The organism is Vibrio qingdaonensis (genome assembly GCF_026191675.1).
Lineage (GTDB): Bacteria > Pseudomonadota > Gammaproteobacteria > Enterobacterales > Vibrionaceae > Vibrio > Vibrio qingdaonensis.
Genome location: NZ_JAKRRY010000011.1, coordinates 68,675 through 83,871, shown reverse-complemented (window position 1 = coordinate 83,871; position 15,197 = coordinate 68,675). Strand labels below are relative to the sequence as shown.

The 15,197-nt window shown below is 43.9% G+C and carries 11 protein-coding genes; 5 read left to right on the top strand and 6 right to left on the bottom strand.

Translation table 11 applies throughout. The features are described 5' to 3' along the window. Nucleotides 1-99: 99 nt before the first annotated feature. The 5 genes from MD535_RS26125 (at nucleotide 100) to MD535_RS10380 (ending at nucleotide 6,813) form a co-directional block, all read left to right on the top strand. Nucleotides 100-1,041: a sensor domain-containing diguanylate cyclase gene (locus MD535_RS26125; RefSeq protein ID WP_279348255.1), complete on the top strand. Its 942-nt coding sequence runs from the start codon at nucleotides 100-102 to the stop codon at nucleotides 1,039-1,041. A gap of 183 nt (nucleotides 1,042-1,224) precedes the next feature. Beyond that, on the top strand, nucleotides 1,225-3,042 hold the full coding sequence (locus tag MD535_RS10395; protein WP_265674968.1) for an extracellular solute-binding protein: 1,818 nt from the start codon (nucleotides 1,225-1,227) through the stop codon (nucleotides 3,040-3,042). A 9-nt stretch (nucleotides 3,043-3,051) separates the two neighbouring features. Further along, nucleotides 3,052-4,140 carry a microcin C ABC transporter permease YejB gene (locus MD535_RS10390; protein WP_265674967.1) on the top strand — a complete coding sequence of 363 codons (1,089 nt, stop codon included), beginning with the start codon at nucleotides 3,052-3,054 and terminating at the stop codon, nucleotides 4,138-4,140. Then, nucleotides 4,141-5,163, top strand: coding sequence for an ABC transporter permease (locus MD535_RS10385; RefSeq protein WP_265674966.1), 1,023 nt, complete (start codon nucleotides 4,141-4,143; stop codon nucleotides 5,161-5,163). A 15-nt stretch (nucleotides 5,164-5,178) separates the two neighbouring features. Then, nucleotides 5,179-6,813 (top strand): ABC transporter ATP-binding protein, encoded by a 1,635-nt coding sequence (locus MD535_RS10380; protein WP_265674965.1) that lies wholly within the window; start codon nucleotides 5,179-5,181, stop codon nucleotides 6,811-6,813. A 202-nt stretch (nucleotides 6,814-7,015) separates the two neighbouring features. Here the strand turns inward: MD535_RS10380 and MD535_RS10375 are convergent, their stop codons facing one another. The 6 genes from MD535_RS10375 to MD535_RS10350 form a co-directional block, all read right to left on the bottom strand. Next, the gene (locus tag MD535_RS10375; protein WP_265674964.1) at nucleotides 7,016-7,684 is read right to left on the bottom strand and encodes a hypothetical protein; all 669 of its coding nucleotides are present in this window, start codon (nucleotides 7,682-7,684) and stop codon (nucleotides 7,016-7,018) included. Between the two features lie 70 nt (nucleotides 7,685-7,754). Beyond that, the gene (locus MD535_RS10370; protein WP_265674963.1) at nucleotides 7,755-8,987 is read right to left on the bottom strand and encodes a hypothetical protein; all 1,233 of its coding nucleotides are present in this window, start codon (nucleotides 8,985-8,987) and stop codon (nucleotides 7,755-7,757) included. A gap of 197 nt (nucleotides 8,988-9,184) precedes the next feature. Continuing rightward, nucleotides 9,185-10,102, bottom strand: a complete 918-nt coding sequence (locus MD535_RS10365) for a LysR family transcriptional regulator (protein WP_265674962.1) — start codon at nucleotides 10,100-10,102, stop codon at nucleotides 9,185-9,187. Nucleotides 10,103-10,278: 176 nt separating this feature from the next. Further along, the gene (gene pdxR / locus MD535_RS10360) at nucleotides 10,279-12,060 is read right to left on the bottom strand and encodes a MocR-like pyridoxine biosynthesis transcription factor PdxR (protein ID WP_265674961.1); all 1,782 of its coding nucleotides are present in this window, start codon (nucleotides 12,058-12,060) and stop codon (nucleotides 10,279-10,281) included. Nucleotides 12,061-12,233: 173 nt separating this feature from the next. Next, nucleotides 12,234-13,562 (bottom strand): 4-aminobutyrate--2-oxoglutarate transaminase, encoded by a 1,329-nt coding sequence (gene gabT / locus MD535_RS10355; protein WP_265674960.1) that lies wholly within the window; start codon nucleotides 13,560-13,562, stop codon nucleotides 12,234-12,236. A 3-nt stretch (nucleotides 13,563-13,565) separates the two neighbouring features. Then, nucleotides 13,566-14,993 (bottom strand): NAD-dependent succinate-semialdehyde dehydrogenase, encoded by a 1,428-nt coding sequence (locus tag MD535_RS10350; protein WP_265674959.1) that lies wholly within the window; start codon nucleotides 14,991-14,993, stop codon nucleotides 13,566-13,568. Nucleotides 14,994-15,197 lie beyond the last annotated feature (204 nt).

Here is a 15,197-nt window from a genome sequence, read left to right as displayed (position 1 = left end):
TTGACTTAGAAAAGTAGTTAAGACGCAGGAATAATCGGCAACTAGGGTTTAAACTCTAGCATTCGATATTCAATCCAATGCATTTTATAAAGCGAAATTATGCTCGATCTTATACTATCAGCACATCAAGGATCTCAAGAAGAGTTACTAGGCTTGTCAGAAGTCTTTGACGCTGTTGATGCGTATATTTTTATAAAAGATAGCCAAGGCAATTACCAATACGTTAATAAAAAAGCGATCGATACGTTTGGTGTGGGTCTGGATGGGATTCGAGGCAAAACAGATTGGCATCTATTTAGTTATGGTACCGCAAAGTTGATGCGTGCCAGTGATAAGCGAGTGATTGCCACCACTAAACCTACCCAACAAAAGATCCCATTTTTTATTGGTGATGAAGAGCTGTACCATTTAACGGTCTCTTCACCCATTGTAAAAAATGGCAAGGTCTTGGGGGTTATCGGTTTTGCTGTCGATATATCGAAAGACATGGAAGAGCGCCAAACACTACTAGAAGAGGCCAATACGGACGGATTGACAGGCTGTTATAATCGTCGCTATTTGCATCTAGCGTTGGAAGAACAGCATCAAAAATATCACGATGACGGTACGCAATGTTCTGTTCTGATTATTGATGTCGACCGTTTTAAACCCATTAATGACAAATACGGCCACTCCGTCGGGGATAGGGTACTTGTAGCGGTGGTTAACGCCATCAATAAAGGTACCAGAGAAGAAGATTTATTGTGTCGCTATGGTGGTGATGAATTTGTACTTATTCTCCCAGATAGTAATCTCGAGCAAGCCTATTTATTGGCTAGCCGCCTTTCAAAAAAAATAGACGCATTAAGTTTCGTTAGTAGCAGTGGTAAAGCATTCGGCGTGTCATGTTCTATTGGTGTAGCGACGCATTCAGCGCTGGAAGGTAACATTATCGAGCGTGCTGATAAGGCGCTTTATGTCTCGAAGAAAGGCTGTAGTGGGCGTGTCCACATGTATTGTCCTGAGACGCAAGATATCCTAGCTTGCGACTTATGTGGCTAAGAATTCAGCACCTTTGCGAAGGTACTGCAAACTTTAATGTTAAATCATTTCTTAATCGACCCTGCCCCTTGAAAACCCCGTGAAATACAGCTATTTATAACAGTATAATCAAATTTACTTGTTGTTAGCTTGTGAGGGAAAGGACGCCTTAAGACGCCCTTTTTCTATTTTAGGGAGAAAGGGATGGCAGTATTGAGAAACGTTGCATTGGTTACGCTAGGGTTGTTCGCTACCAGTGCAATCGCCGCAAATACAATAGAAAGTACCACGTTGGTTGGTTTTGGTACCGCCAAGTATCCTGAAAACTTCACTCATTTTGATTACGTCAATCCAGACGCGCCCAAGTTTGGTAAAGTCACATATGGCCAAATTGGCACTTACGATAATTTTAATCGTTTTGCTTCACGCGGTGTTGCGGCGGCAGCATCTGGCAACCTCTATGACACCCTAATGTTTTCACCAAGCGATGAAATTAACGCTTACTACCCACTGATCGCTGAGCGAGTTCGTTACTCTGATGACTTTTCATGGATGGAAATCGATATCAATCCGAAGGCCCGTTTTAATGACGGTCATCCCATTACGGCGAAAGATGTGGAGTTCACCTTTAACAAATTTATGAAAGAGGGGGTGCCACAGTATCGTGCTTACTATAAAGATGTCGAGTCGGTCAAAGCGATATCTGAACTGACAGTGCGAATCGATATGTCGAGACCAAATAAAGAAAAGTTATTTGGTCTCGCCCAGAGTACGCGCGTACTGCCTGAGCATTTTTGGAAAGATAAGAACTTTGCAGAGCCTCTGACGGAACCTCCGGTAGGCAGTGGTGCGTACAAGATTACAGATTATAAACCGGGTCAAAGCGTGACTTATGAACTGGATGAAAGCTATTGGGCTAAAGATTTACCCGTGAACGTTGGTCGTAACAACTTTGCGACAGTCCAATATGATTACTATCGAGATGACACCGTGATGCTAGAAGCATTTAAAGCGGGTGAATTTGACTTTAGACAGGAATCCAGCGCTAAATTTTGGGCCAGTTCTTATACTGGAGCGAACTTCGATAAAGGTTATATTAAAAAGGAAGAGATAGAACATCACAAACCAATGGCCACTCAAGCCTTTGTGTTCAATATTCAGCGTCCCGTATTTAACGATCCGCAGGTCCGTGAAGCATTAAACTATGCGATGGATTTTGAATGGATGAACAAGAACATGTTCTATAACCAGTATACTCGAACACGCAGCTACTTCCAAAATACTGACTATGAAGCGAAAGGGCTACCAAGCGAGGCTGAACTGACTATTCTTAATGAGTACAAGGGTAAGATCCCTGAGCGAGTATTTAGTGAAGAGTATAATCCTCCGGTGACTGATAGTTCTGGTCGAATTCGTCCTCAAATGCGTAAAGCATTCGCACTGCTAAAAGAAGCAGGGTGGGAGCTAAAAAATAAAGTGATGACGAATGTCAAAACCGGCGAGAAAATGAGTTTTGAATTGCTTATCTATAGCCCAACGACAGAGCGCTATGCGATTCCTATTCAGAAAAATATGCGCGCGATGGGTATAGATATGAGAATTCGTACCATCGACACGACGCAATACACTAAGCGGCTGAGAGATCGTGACTTTGACATGGTTTCTTCTTCTTATTTTGCTAACCCTTACCCCAACTCTGACCTTAAAATAGTGTGGAATTCGAACTTCATTGATTCGACTTACAATACTGCTGGCGTCATGGACCCTGTTGTTGATGCGCTAACGGATGAAATTGCCGATCATCAAGACAACCCAAAACAGCTTCTCGCATTAGGTCGTGCACTCGATCGAGTATTGCAATGGAATTACTACATCATTCCTCAGTGGTACATCAAAAAATATCGTGTGGCGACATGGGATAAATTTGAACGCCCTGATGTCCTACCTACTTATGACCTAGGTATTGATACCTGGTGGGTATCTAAAGAGAAAGCTGACAAGCTTCCTGAAAAGCGTCGATAAGAGGACATTATGGCGGCCTATATTTTCCGGCGACTATTGCTGGTTATCCCAACGCTTTGGGCAATCATCACCATTAATTTCTTCATTATTCAGGTCGCGCCTGGTGGACCGGTAGAGCAAGCTATCGCTCAAATGCAGGGATTAAATTCAGGTGTAATGGAGCGTTTTAGTGGTGGCGGTAAGGAAGTAGAACTGGATACTAGTTCTGATGATGTATCGACTGGGTATAAAGGGTCGCGTGGCTTAGACCCAGAAGTCGTGGAAGCGATCCGTAAGCAATTTGGTTTTGATAAGCCTATCCACGAGCGATATTTCGATATGCTGAAAAATTACGCCATGTTTAATTTTGGTGAAAGCCTGTTTCGTGGTGGCAATGTTATTGATTTAATTAAAGACCGCCTTCCTGTCTCCATTTCATTGGGATTGTGGAGTACGTTGATTATTTACTTAATCTCGATACCGTTAGGCATCTTTAAAGCCATTCATCATGGTTCTCGGTTTGATATTTGGTCCAGTGCCATGATCATTATCGGTTACGCGATTCCCGGTTTCTTGTTCGCTATCATCTTAATCATCCTATTCGCCAGCGGGAATTATTTCAGTTGGTTCCCATTGAGGGGGCTGGTGTCGAGCAATTTTGATCAGTTGACGTGGTACCAACAGATTATTGATTACTTTTGGCACTTAACTTTGCCGATTCTTGCCATGGTAATTGGTGGATTTGCCACACTCAGTATGCTGACTAAGAATTCATTTTTAGATGAAATTAACAAGCAATATGTCGTGACTGCTCGAGCCAAAGGGTTAGATGAAAACAGCATTCTTTATAAGCATGTTTTTCGTAACGCCATGCTGATTATCATTGCTGGCTTCCCAAGTGCGTTCATCAGTATTTTCTTTACGGGCTCAATGCTTATTGAGGTTATGTTCTCGTTAGAAGGAATAGGATTGCTAGGTTTTGAATCAACCATTCAGCGAGACTACCCGGTGGTATTTAGCTCTTTATATATCATGACGCTCTTAGGTTTGATTTTGAGTATTATTTCTGACTTAACCTATATGTGGGTCGATCCACGTATTGATTTTGAGGCGCGATAGATGGCAGCGAATCCGCTCACTCACGCAAGATGGCAGCGTTTCAAAGCCAACAAACGAGGTTTCTGGTCAACATGGATCTTTTGTCTACTGTTCTTTTTAAGTCTATTTGCGGAGTTTATTGCTAACGATAAACCGCTATTGGTTGAGTATGATAATCAATGGTACTACCCAATATTTAGCCAATACGCAGAAACGGAGTTTGGTGGTGAGTTTGAAACAGAAGCCGACTATACCGACCCTTATGTCAGCGATCTTATTGAAGAAAATGGCTACATAATTTGGCCACTCATTCGTTTTAGCTACGATACGATCAATTACAACATTGTCGCATCGGTTCCGTCGGCACCCGATTCTGCCAACTGGTTGGGAACCGATGATAAAGGTCGGGATGTCTTAGCGAGGATAATTTATGGTTTTCGTATCTCAGTATTGTTTGGTGTTATTTTAACCATAGTGTCGAGCGTTATTGGTGTGGCAGTAGGTGCTACGCAAGGCTATTACGGCGGTTGGATTGATTTAATCGGCCAGCGCTTTATTGAAGTTTGGTCGGGCATGCCAACATTGTTCTTATTGATTATCTTGTCGAGCTTTGTTGAGCCTAATTTTTGGTGGTTACTGGGAATTATGGTGCTGTTTAGCTGGATGAGTTTAGTGGGGGTCGTGCGGGCTGAGTTTTTGCGATGCCGCAATTTTGACTATGTAAAAGCAGCGCATGCCATGGGAGTCAGTGATAAGCGCATTATGTTGCGGCACATGCTACCCAATGCAATGGTCGCTTCGTTAACTATGATGCCATTTATCTTATCTGGATCGGTGACGACTTTAACGTCGTTGGACTTTCTTGGCTTTGGTCTACCTGCGGGTTCCCCGTCATTAGGTGAACTGTTGGCGCAAGGAAAAGCGAACCTTCAAGCGCCTTGGCTTGGGCTGTCAGCGTTTGCCGTTCTTTCTATCATGCTGACGCTATTGGTGTTTGCTGGCGAAGCCGTTCGCGATGCCTTTGACCCACATCGACAGGGCTAATACTGAGATTTCATTATGAACCAAGACAATACAGCCCCAACAGAAGTTAGACAAGAGAAGCCAAGCCACGTACTGGTTATAGACAATCTTTCCGTTGGCTTTGGGCGTGGTAAAAGTGTTGAGCAGGTGACGAATAAGGTTTCCTTAAGCATTCAAAAAGGGGAAACCTTAGCTCTCGTAGGAGAAAGCGGTTCCGGCAAGTCCGTCACGGCCAATTCAGTCCTCAAGTTGCTGCCGAAAGGTTCAAGCCATTACCTAAACGGTACGATTACATTTGATGGTATCGATATATTGTCGTGCAGTGCTCGTCAACTTCGCGGCATTCGTGGTGGTCGAATTGGCATGATTTTTCAAGAACCAATGGTGTCCTTGAACCCTTTGCACAAAATAGGTAAACAGCTGGTGGAGACATTGGCTATTCATCGCGGCATGAGAGCAACCAAAGCGGAAGCTTTGGCCGTGTCGTGGTTAAAAAAGGTGGGAATACGGTCTCCTGAGCGTAAGATTTCGGCCTATCCTCATGAGTTGTCAGGTGGGGAACGTCAACGCGTTATGATCGCGATGGCGTTAATTAATGAACCTGAATTACTTATCGCCGATGAACCGACGACGGCTTTGGATGTATCAGTACAAGCCCAGATATTAGATTTACTAAAGGAGCTGCAACAAGAGCTTGGTATGGCGATGTTATTCATCACTCATGACCTGAGTATTGTACGACGTATAGCGGACCGAGTCGCCGTAATGAAAGACGGTGAACTGGTAGAAGTTGGGCCTTGTCGGCAAGTCTTTACTACGCCGTCACATCCCTATACCCAAAAACTGATTGATTCAGATCCAAGAGGCCTGCCAGTTGAAATTGAACCTGACGCGAAAACACTCCTGTCGGTCAATGATTTGAAAGTGTGGTTCCCGATAAAAGGGGGGCTATTCAAAAAAGTCGTGGACCATGTCAAGGCGGTGACGCAAATGCAATTTCAACTCAAGAGAGGGCATTCCATTGGCTTGGTCGGCGAAAGTGGTTCTGGTAAATCGACAACAGGTATGGCGATACTTAAACTCGTGCAAAGTGAAGGGATAATTGAATTCGATGGGCAGGACATTCAACGCTTAGATAGAAAAGGAATGTTACCTTATCGAAGCCGTATGCAGGTGGTCTTTCAAGACCCGTTCTCAGCGCTTAATCCTAGAATGTCCGTTGCTCAGGTGATAGGAGAAGGGTTGCGTGTTCATTTTGAACATGACGAAGCGCAGTTAGACCGCCTGATTTGTGATGTGATGAAGGAGGTCGATCTAGACCCAGACACACGCCACCGTTACCCCAACGAGTTTTCGGGGGGGCAGCGACAGCGTATTGCTATCGCAAGGGCTCTCATTCTAAAACCAGAGTTTATTCTTCTGGACGAGCCAACCTCTTCATTAGACCGCACAGTGCAAGCTCAAGTGCTCGACTTATTGAAGTCATTGCAGACTAAGCATGGCTTGACGTATTTGTTTATTAGCCATGATTTAAATGTAGTGAAATCGCTGTGTCACTACACAATTGTGATGAGAAATGGTGAGATTGTGGAACAAGGTGACACACAAATGATGTTTTCCGCGCCTCAGCATGACTATACCAAAACCTTGGTTTCGTTGTCGTCGTTTTGAAAAATCCCCTTAACAAATAGTGCGTTAAGGGGAGAGAGTCACCGATGAAACGTGTGAAACTAAACAACTAAACAACTAAACAACTAAACAACTAAGTAATTAGGTAACTAAGCAGCTAAGTAACTAAGTAAGATAACCAGCTCAGAAAGAATGATGACTAAAATGGTTAACATCGCTAGGTTGATAATCAAGTGCATCGGAGTTATTTAAAGTTGAAGTTAAAACCAAATTCATAGCTGCCTTCTGTCGTTCTTGGTTCGCCAGGGCGAACACGGTGCTGACCATATCGATATTTGACGTATGGTTCGATGTATTTCGGCTTAAAGGTTAACGTGAAGTCAGCATGCAAGATATTAGGTTCTAAGTCTGTGTATGACATAATTCTTTCATGATTAAGTGAATAGCTAAAGTTCAGCCAGTCTATCGGGGTATAGCTGGTCCCTAGGCTGGTTTTCCACTCTTGATGAGGGGATGCGCCTGTGTCTAGGATTTTCCCAATCACATTTCTTCGCCATTCATAGGATGTAGAACCAAAAATCAACACATCATCGGTCAACATTCTTCCAGCAAATACGCCAACGTTGTAGATATCGACAATATCGGCGCGACCATAGCTAACGAAAGCCTCGGTATAGGTTTCACCAAGCAGCATGCCATAACCTGCGCCAAGCTCAAGATAGCCTGTAGAGTCCAGTTCAAAGCCTAAATTGATCTCTTCTGTCGCTTGTACGGTTCCGGAAACCGTACCCACCCATGAGTTGCCAACTTTTGATGTTTGTAGGCTCATAGAAGGTTCGTAATAAGCTAGTTCATGATGGTTCGCATGAACAAAGAAAGGGAAAAATAACAGGGTAATTAGTTTTTTCATCATCGTTACTCAAACAAAAAGGAGCCGATGAAATCGGCTCCTTTGATTTTTACAGTCATTATTCTATTTGTATTTACGAGCGGTTTACTCGGTCTTTTACCGCCTGTTTGATTTGTTGGCGTTGCTCTTGAGATAGATTGCGTAGCTTATTTTTCACGTCATCAATAGTTTCTTGAGATACTGAATTAATGCGTTCCCCTTTGAAGTCAAAGCTTTCCGGGGTTGGCTGATTGATTACAGCTGCGAACAGTCGACCATTTTCGTTTCTAAATACAACCTCTGTACCGTTATCAAGGCGAACAGTATATTGACCGTTGTCGCTCTGTATGTGCCCAATAGTATTACCTTGTTCATCAATGAGTGCGCCATCTTTTACGATATACATATTGTCGTAATCGTTGACTGCGATGATAGCGTTGCCTTCACCATCGGTACGAATAATGGCATTATTGTCTCCGTCACCTTGAATGATAACCGCTCCACCAATTTCTAAAATATCACCGTATGTCGGGAGTGTTCCGCCATCAAAGTCAGGGTCTACGTTAGGCAGGTCGTTGTCTGGGCTTGGTCGAGCGATGACTGCTGCAAATAAACGACCATTCTCATTTCTAAATACCACCTCAGTGCCATCGTCGAGACGGACTGTATATTGGCCATTGTCTTGTTGGATATGTCCAACAGTCTCACCTTTATCGTTAATCAGTTCACCATCCTTCACAACGTACATATTGTCGTAGTCGTTGATTGCGATGATAGCGTTACCTTCACCATCTGCACGAATAATCGCGCTGTTGTCGCCATCTCCTTGGATGATGATAGCACCACCAACTTCTAAGATATCACCGTATGTTGGAAGGACTCCACCATCAAATTCAGGGTCGGTAATTGGCAGTTCATTATCAGGGCGAGGCGGTTGGTAGCCAGAAACCACTAGTCGGCCGTCAACATTCGTCAGGGTAATCTCACCACCGTTGTTACCATGGAAGATGTAGTTGCCATCTTGGCCTTGAACACTGCCCACCGCATCGCCATTCTTGTCGGTGACATCACCGTTATCAACGAAGTAGGTCTCACCATTTAAGTGGATGTAACCACTTCCTTCGTTATCAACGGCGACAAATGCATTATGCTCACCTTCATCACCTTGAATAAGTGCTGCGTTAAAAATGTCACCTTCATAGGTTGTGACTTCAGCAATACCATCTTGTGGAGCTGGTCCAGTGTCACCATCGTTGCTAGAACCATTCGATGAACAACCCGCTAAAAAAGAGGCGGCGATAAGTGTGCTGATAAGTTTAAGTTTCATTGGTTTCTCTCAAAATGTGTTGGAACTAAAAGTGCGCTTCATGCTTGTGAAGTGGCGTTCCTAGCCGATGGAGAGAAGTATATGGATGAGGTTAATTGAAGACTAATGAAAGGGTTTCATTAGGGAAATAACATTAAGTTATTAATAAATAAACATTATCTCATTAATAACCGAGGGTTATTAATGAGATTGTGGGGTTAAGCAGTCAGTGTTAGATGTAATTTCTTACGTAACCACTGCGTGGTTGCATTATTTCTATTCTTATAGTGGAAGAAGGTATTGATGTCGGTATTCACCCCTGCGTTTCCAAACAAGATTGGCAGTGAGCGTAAGCCGGAATTTTCTTCAAGGTTAAGGAACATCGAGGCAGGGAAGAGAATGTCGGAGTTTTTTACCACATCAATAACAGCGGAAGGCAGTTCAGACCGAAACACGACATTAGGCTCTATACCTCTCATGAGGAGCATTTTCTCGGTATTGGATAAATTGGAGTTCCAATCCGCGGCAATCAGGGTGGCGATTTCAAATTTTCCGCCATCTTGCATTTCAATCTCATCTTTATCAAAAGGGTGATCTTTACGTATATAGGCGCGAAAAGTATCGGTGGTTAGCTGAGTTTGTACCAGCTCTTTTGGCGCATGAGCAATAGAGTAATTGAGACCAAGCTGTACGTCATCATTCACGATATCTTGTAGCGTGGTTTTGTTCCAATTGAGTAATTGGATCTGAACGTTTGGCGCTTCTTTTCTTATTGATTGAAATAACTTACTGGCAATCCCTGATAAAAAAAAGGGAGATATGGCGATTTTAAGCGAACCATCTAGTTCACTCGGATCAAACTCTGAGGAGTGATTTACTGCGTGAGAGAGTTCATCCAATATTGGACTGACAGACTCGGCAAGGATATTGGCTTTTTCTGTTGCTCGTAAACCATGATGGGTTTTGACAAACAGCTCATCGCCAAAATGATCTCTGAGCCGCTGTAGTGCTTTACTCACCGCTGGCTGGGAGACAAATAGTCGTTCAGCGGCTTTTCTCATATTGCGCTCTTGATTCAAAATGATGAAGGTACGCAATAAATTGAGGTCGAGATTAGAAAATAGGTCTTTGGCCATGGGATATCCTTATACAGCGTACAACATCTTCATAGTAAGAATAAATGTTCATTGGTGCAAAGAGTTATTAATGTGCGTTACAAAAAATATGTTTTCTTTTTGTAACCGCAGTGTTTATTAGACAGTGCGGGGAAGCTCTGATTAGGTCGAGTTGGGTCCGAGTTTGCTCGTTGATATTACCAAGCCTCAGAGGGCGATATTTTGCCAGTATTGACACAAAATCCATTGCGATCGAACCGTTTTAGTTGATGTCCATCTAGGACGAGTCTGACTTCACGGATGTCGGCAAACTGCCATGTTTTCCATTGATAAAACATAGTATTACCTTCTACCCACCAGTAACCTTCATCTTCATCGTTAGGCCTATCCGATACGCCATGCATTCGTCCATCCGGTTGAAATTCAATGCGGTATGGAATATTAAAGCAGTCACTAGTCAGCACCGTGTGATGGTCGAATAGTTTCCTTATTTCAGAGCCAGAGAGCGGCTGACCTTGAGTATCAGCGATGTGTTCTAACGGTAGTATTTTCCTCGCCACTTCCGATAAACGCCTAATGCCTTCTCTTATGTCACTTTCTTCAATAGAACTGAAACTCAACCGAAAGCTGCTTTTTTTGTCATCTTCAATGTAGTACTGGTCACCAGGATTGATAAGAATCCCTATTTGTTCAGCCTTTTCATAAAGTGTATTGGCATCGAATCTCGCATCATAGTTTAGCCAAAAAGAGGTGCCAGCTAAGGATGGGACGACGCCGGATTGGGGGAAATAGTAGTTTAATGCTTTTTCCATGGTTAACCATTTACTGCGAAGTTTTTTTAACCGTCTTTGCATTAAGGCATCATAATATCCGAGGCTGATGAACAGCGCCAACGTGTGGCAGTTGTTTTTCGGAGGGTAGGTATGACTTAAGCGTTGCAGATGTTTTGCTCTTTTAATAAATTCTGGTGCAGCGACAATGAACCCAATGCGAAGTCCTGGAGCAATGGTTGATGAAAAGCTAGACAAATAGATAATTCTTTCGCTTGAATACTCGCCTTTTAATGCAAAGGTATTTTCTTCAATAAAGCAAACCTCGTGTTCGAAGTCATCTTCTACAATTAGGAAATTGTGCTGCTCAGACGCCTCAACAAGCTTTTTACGTCGTTCCGAAGATAACCGTACGGTGGTAGGGAATTGATTGCTAGGCGTTGTGTATACAATATCGCACTGGTTCAATGGCTCGCCGATAACTAAGCCTTGACCATCCACATCGAGCGGCTGTAGTCGCGCTTTCCTTGATTCAAATTGTGCCCATGCTTCAGGGTACCCCGGATTTTCAATGCCGATAGTTGAAGTGTCACTCGTCAGGAGCTTGGCAATAAGGTTTAAGCTTTGTTGGCTGCCGATAGTGACCATAATTTCGTCAGATTGCACATAAATGCCCCGGCGAGGTAACACACGAGTTCGAATTTGCTCTACCAGATCGTCGTAATCGTTGTCGCTGGATGTCCATTGTCTACTGTTGGTTTTGTTGAGCGATTGAATACTGCATTTTCGCCATTCGTTCACAGGAAATAATGAGTGGTCCATCATTCCGTGAACAAAGAGGTAGGGGTAATTTTTCAGGTCTCTAGGGGCTTCTTGATGCCATGATGGTTTAACTTGTATGTAGTGGTTCCAATCGATGGTTTGCTTGACTGGCTGTGTTCTAGGAATCGTCGATACACTGATATCTGGATTAACAAAATAGCCTTTTCGTTCTTTGGATATAAGAAAACCATCTTCGCTGAGTTGGTCATAAACACGCAGAACGGTATTACGGGAGACTTTAAGATCTTGAGCCAGTTTACGAGATGAGGTTAGGGGTACAGACGCGTTGATGAAACCATTAGCAATCGCTTGAGTGATCCCTGATTTAATTTGGTCTTGTAGCGTCAGGTGATGGTTAGCATCTAGCTGAATGTATTGCTCTAACATGCACGCTCAGTATTGATTTATCAGTTAATATAGTTAATTAGTATTGATGATATATTTCTTTATAGATGAGACTTGGATCTCAATGGTTATAAAAAACATAGACATACGACTAAGGTCTAGTGGTTACACACCAAACGCCGTACTGTTTGATGTGTAACGAATGATAGCCTGATTTAGGGTTGACCGTTGGTAAGTAAACAGGCTTTTACCTGCCTTAGGCCCTTCTCAATGAGTGAGAACTCAATAGTAAGTGGTGGTAAGAATCGAATAACATTCCCCTTTACGCCACAGGACAGAACGATAACTCCATTTTCAGCACATGTTTGGACGATTGATTTAGTGAGCTCGGTGAGAGGGGAGCCATCGCCTGGATCGTTCAGTTCAATGGCGATCATAGCGCCTAACTGGCGTATGTCCCCTATTTGCGGGCATTGATTTTGAATCTCAATGAGTTGTTGTTTAAAAAGAGTTCCGACTTCTTCAGCTCTGGCACATAAGTGCTCTTGGTCGATGATGTCTAATACGGCGAGTCCAGCAGCACAAGCAAGTGGTGAGCCAGCGTAAGTACCACCTAAACCTCCCGGTGGTGCAGCGTCCATGATGTGTGCTTTACCTACCACAGCAGAAATTGGGAACCCACCTGCAATACCTTTTGCCATAGTAATGAGGTCCGGTTCGATCGCTAGGTGCTCTGTGGCAAACAGTTTGCCAGTTCGAGCAAAACCAGTTTGAATTTCATCACAAATCAACATGATGCCATGTTCATCACAGAGACGTCGAAGCGATTTGGCCCAAGTCACTGGAGCCTGATAGAAACCACCTTCACCCTGAACAGGTTCCAAAATAATAGCGGCGACGCGTTCAGGTTCAATGTCACAAGCAAACAGATCATCTAGAGCTTGGAGGCTTTGTTCTTCACTGACACCGTGATATTGGTTAGGAAATGGCGCGTGATAGATGTCACCAGGAAACGGCCCAAAGTGACGCTTGTATGGAGTGACCTTTCCGGTGAGCCCCATGCATAAATTGGTTCTTCCGTGAAAGCCACCACGAAAGGCGATGACGCCGGAACGCTTCGTATAGGCTCTTGCGACCTTAACCGCATTCTCAACCGCTTCAGCTCCTGTTGTGAGAAAAACAGCTTTTTTATCGTTTGAAATGGGGGTTCTATCGATGATTTTTTCGGCTAACTCGACAAAGCTTGTATAGGGCGTCACCATGGCGCAAGTGTGGCTAAACCGCTCAAGTTGTTGCGCTACGGCTTGTTGAATTTTTGGATGGCTGTGCCCAGTGTTTGTGACGGCAATTCCGGATGCAAAATCAATATAATTTTTCCCTTCTATATCCGTAATGGTGGCATTGGATGCCGACTGGACGAAAATCGAGGTCAAATTCCCCATGCCTTTTGCGATCACGGCTTCTTTTCGTTGCTGCCACTGTTCATTGGTCGAAGATTGCGACCGAGTGGCGCCTTGCTGGGCGGTCATGTTCGATTCTTGCATGTGCTATAGCCCTCCAAGGCAAATATATTTAACACTCATGTACTCATCAATACCTTGCTTGGCACCTTCTCGACCAAAGCCAGATTGCTTGACGCCACCAAATGGGGCTACTTCGGTTGAAATGATGCCTTCATTAATCCCAACCATGCCATATTCAAGTGCTTCTGCGACACGAAAAGCTCGGTTGAGGTTACTGGTGTAGAAATAACTTGCTAAACCGTAGATGGTGTCATTGGCTTGGATAATAAGGTCGTCTTCATCTTCGAATGCAATAACGGGTGCCACAGGACCAAATATTTCTTCTTGAACGATATCCATCTGCGAAGTGACGCCAGTTAGAATGGCTGGATCCATAAATTGTCCCTGCAACGACGTACCACCTTGGCTCAAATGTGCACCTTGCTCTATGGCCCTTTGAATGATTTTGAGTACATTATTTTTGGCGTTTTGGTCGATGAGGGGACCTATGGACACGCCGTCATCGAGCCCATTCCCCACTTTCAAATGGCTTACAGCGTCGGTTAACTTAGTTACAAACTCATCATGTATCTTGCTGTGAACATATAGCCGGTTGGCGCAGACGCAGGTTTGGCCGGCATTGCGAAATTTAGATGCCAGTGCACCTTGGACAGCTGCATCAATATCCGCATCTTCAAAAACAATAAAGGGGGCGTTACCTCCAAGCTCCATGGATGTTCTTTTTACCGTTTGTGAGGTTTGCTTAATGAGGTGTCTTCCAACTTCTGTTGACCCGGTAAATGACAGTTTTTTGATGTCGGCATGACTGCACAAAATGTCGCCAATCATTACCGAAGAATGATTGTTGACCACGATCAGCAGTTCTCGGGGGAGTCCCGCTTGATAGGCTAGTTCGGCAATAGCGTATGCGGACAGTGGCGTTTGGTTTGCTGGTTTTACGATAAAGCTGCAACCTGCGGCGAGTGCGGGTGCGGCTTTACGTGTAATCATCGCAATAGGGAAATTCCATGGCGTGATTGCTGCCGCGACACCGACGGGTTGCTTGATAGTCATGGTACGTTTGTTGCCCGCTGGGCTTGGGATTGTTTCTCCGTACGTGCGTTTTGCTTCTTCGGCAAACCATTGGACAAATGAAGCGCCATACATGACTTCTCCTTTCGCTTCCGTTAACGGTTTACCTTGTTCCAATGTCATTATTCTGGCGAGGTCGTCACTGTTTTCAATAATTAGGTCATACCAGCGTTTGAGCACCCTTGCGCGTTCGGATGCCGTCGTCGCTGCCCATTGCTTCTGAGCAATCTTTGAGCGCTCTATGTCATCAAGTAGCATTTCGGCGGAGATTGACGGGATATGTGTCAGGCGCTCTTGAGTGGCGGGGTTGTAAACCGATATAGCGTGGTCGCTGGGTTCACAGCATGCTGCAAGTAATGATTTGTTAATTATATGTTCCATTCACTGATTCCATGTATTGACCCGAATGCAATAAGAGTAGGAATAGTTGGCGGGGATTTTTAGTGCCAGATGCGCGTTTCTTATGGTACCAACGGTTTGTAGCTGGTACCACATGAAGTCGGCAACTGGTTCTAACACCAATTATTTCAGACTTCTATATTGATTATTGAAACATTTACGCAACATATCGGATGAATGTTAATT

Coding starts and splice junctions, on each gene's coding strand:
- MD535_RS26125 (WP_279348255.1), top strand. CDS start 100: ATGCTCGATCTTATACTATCAGCACATCAAGGATCTCAAGAAGAGTTA.
- MD535_RS10395 (WP_265674968.1), top strand. CDS start 1,225: ATGGCAGTATTGAGAAACGTTGCATTGGTTACGCTAGGGTTGTTCGCT.
- MD535_RS10390 (WP_265674967.1), top strand. CDS start 3,052: ATGGCGGCCTATATTTTCCGGCGACTATTGCTGGTTATCCCAACGCTT.
- MD535_RS10385 (WP_265674966.1), top strand. CDS start 4,141: ATGGCAGCGAATCCGCTCACTCACGCAAGATGGCAGCGTTTCAAAGCC.
- MD535_RS10380 (WP_265674965.1), top strand. CDS start 5,179: ATGAACCAAGACAATACAGCCCCAACAGAAGTTAGACAAGAGAAGCCA.
- MD535_RS10375 (WP_265674964.1), bottom strand. CDS start 7,684: ATGATGAAAAAACTAATTACCCTGTTATTTTTCCCTTTCTTTGTTCAT.
- MD535_RS10370 (WP_265674963.1), bottom strand. CDS start 8,987: ATGAAACTTAAACTTATCAGCACACTTATCGCCGCCTCTTTTTTAGCG.
- MD535_RS10365 (WP_265674962.1), bottom strand. CDS start 10,102: ATGGCCAAAGACCTATTTTCTAATCTCGACCTCAATTTATTGCGTACC.
- pdxR (WP_265674961.1), bottom strand. CDS start 12,060: ATGTTAGAGCAATACATTCAGCTAGATGCTAACCATCACCTGACGCTA.
- gabT (WP_265674960.1), bottom strand. CDS start 13,562: ATGCAAGAATCGAACATGACCGCCCAGCAAGGCGCCACTCGGTCGCAA.
- MD535_RS10350 (WP_265674959.1), bottom strand. CDS start 14,993: ATGGAACATATAATTAACAAATCATTACTTGCAGCATGCTGTGAACCC.